Consider the following 2,552-nt stretch of genomic DNA (forward strand, 5'->3'; position numbering starts at 1 on the left):
CCCTGGGGATAATCCTCCAAATCAGAGGTCGAAGTTTATCGGTAAATCGAAGTACTTTTCTGCAACTGATTGGGATCGGGTTTGTAGTAGCTTTTCACTGGATTACCTTTTTTCATGCCATCAAAATCAGCACCATATCGGTAGCACTGGGCTGCCTGGCTTCCACCACCCTCTTTACCAGCCTTTTGGAGCCTGCACTGGTTCGCAGACCTCTGGTATGGCTGGAAGTGGTTACCGGTTTTCTCATAATGGTGGGCTTATATCTGATTTTTCAGTTCGAACCCGACCACATTGCAGGTATCATAACTGCACTCATATCAGCCTTTCTGGCAGGACTATTTACTGTTTTGAATAAAGTAATGATCGTGAAACACCGTCCGCTGGTCATCAGTTTTTATGAAATGGGCGGTGGTTTTATTGGTATCACCTTATACATGCTCTTTAGTGGCACTTTCGAAGCCGGCCTGCAATTGCCTGTGTGGAGCGACTGGGTTTTTCTCTTGCTTCTGGGCGTTGTTTGCACCGCCTACGCATTTGCCGAAAGCGTAAAAGTAATGGATGTTTTGTCGGCCTACACCGTAGTTTTAACCATCAATCTGGAGCCAATTTACGGCATACTACTGGGTGTTGCTTTTTTTGGCGAGTCAGAGTTAATGTCGGGAGGTTTTTATTTGGGAACCTTAACCATTTTGGCTGCGGTATTTTTATTTCCGGTGGTAAACAGAAAATTCATTAAACACAAAAGGGCCAAAAACAACTCTTTTGTCTAAAAAAGGCAGGATTGCTTCGTTTCACTACCAATGACGAATTCTTGTAACAAGCAATACTTCAACCAATTAATAATTGGCTCCCATTCGGGAACCTGATTTACTTTTTTCCCCTGCCCGAATTTGCGCCCGGGTTTATTCAAGCTTGGCCCCAACGGGAAAAAGCCGCTTCTGTCCTAGAAGCATTATACCTCAAACTTTTTTTTTTTAGGGAAGCCACTCACAAAAGCCTGATTAAATGGAGTTGTGGTAGGTTTGAGAGGTTGTTTTATTTTACAATTTGATTGCGGGCCTCCAATAATTGAGCCATCGCTTTTTCAATAACTTTTCGCGAGGAAGCCACATTCAGTCGCTGAAAATTCTGCCCCTGACTTCCGAATGTCGGCCCATAATTTAGTCCGAGTCCGGCCTTTTCAATCATGAATTTTCGCAATTGAGCATCCGACATCTTCCAGGCAGAGAAATCCAACCACATCAGGTAGGTCGCTTCCGGTTTATGAACACGAACTTCCGGCATATTCTGCTCGAAAAAGTCCATTACATACTCAATATTTCCTTTGATGTATTTCAACAAAGCTTCCAACCACGTTTCTCCCTCTTTATAAGCCGCCTTCAAAGCCTCGGCGCCGAACATATTGCCGGTAAACAAATGATATGCCTTTAGTTTTTTCTGCAAAGACTTCCGAATTTTTTCATTTGGAACAATGACATAAGAAGTATTTAGTCCTGCGATATTAAAAGTCTTACTGGGAGCCATGCAGGTAATAGAGTTATCGGCCAGTTCAGAACTGATGGATGCCAGCGGAATATGCGACTGATCTCCGTAAACCAGGTCAGCATGAATTTCATCCGAAACAATTAATACGTTGTTCTTTTGACAGATAGAACCAAGCCGGGTGAGTTCTTCCCGGTTCCACACCCGTCCTACCGGATTGTGTGGGTGACAAAGAATCATTATTTTAACATCATCGGAAGTCGTAATTTTTTCCAGATGTTCAAAATCCATCCGGTATCCATATTCTGTATCAATAAGAGGATTCTCCTCAATGATTCTTCCATGGTCCTTCACCACATCAAAAAACGGCGGATATACCGGAGGCTGAATCACCACCTTATCTCCCTCGCTGGTAAAAGCCTGAACAGCCATTACCAAAGTGGGTACCACCCCAGGCATAAACTCCACCCATTCGCGTGACACATTCCATGAATGCCGCTTATTCTGCCAGTCCACAATCGCTTGAAAAAAGTCCTCATCCCGGCTGGTATATCCATACATAGGATGTGCAGCCCGTTTTCGAATCGCTTCCACCACCTGCTGCGGAGCTTTAAAATCCATATCCGCAACCCATAAAGGAATCACCTCGTTGGTGCCAAATAAACGTTCTCTGAACTCCAGTTTCAGGGCATTGGTGCCACTACGATCAATTATTTTGTCAAAATTCATTTCTCAGACGTTTTTTATGCACAATTCTCAGGTCACAATTGTCCGTTAAAGAAAACTTAAACGCAGAGACGCAATGACGCAAAGTTTTGATTATGATTAAGTTGTGGCCTAATTGCTTGTTTTTTTAATGCATTGATTATCAGCTATTTGTAACGCCAAAGATTCGGCATAAAAGAGTATTGGTGTCAAAATACGGTAATATAACAAAAAAGACATCCACACCCAAAAGTGCAAATGTCTTTGGCTCTAGTTTAAAGTAACGTTTTTGCAACTAGAGATTGCTTCGGGCAAAGCCCTCGCAATGACAGAGTCCCAGGTAGATGGAGAAGAGGTTGGCAGAG

General features: G+C 43.1%; 2 protein-coding genes. One reads left to right on the forward strand and one right to left on the reverse strand.

What is annotated here, in order from left to right; translation table 11 throughout:
• Positions 1–770, forward strand: a 770-nt coding sequence (locus QZZ43_RS12885; RefSeq protein ID WP_291860010.1) for an EamA family transporter, incomplete at its 5' end; no start/stop codon positions are given.
• 265 nt (positions 771–1,035) lie between these two features.
• Here QZZ43_RS12885 and QZZ43_RS12890 read toward each other — a convergent pair.
• Positions 1,036–2,211 (reverse strand): MalY/PatB family protein, encoded by a 1,176-nt coding sequence (locus tag QZZ43_RS12890; RefSeq protein ID WP_291860013.1) that lies wholly within the window; start codon positions 2,209–2,211, stop codon positions 1,036–1,038.
• Between the last annotated feature and the right edge of the window lie 341 nt (positions 2,212–2,552).

It is taken from the genome of Marinilabilia sp. (assembly GCF_016278715.1).
Classification (GTDB): Bacteria; Bacteroidota; Bacteroidia; order Bacteroidales; family Marinilabiliaceae; genus Marinilabilia.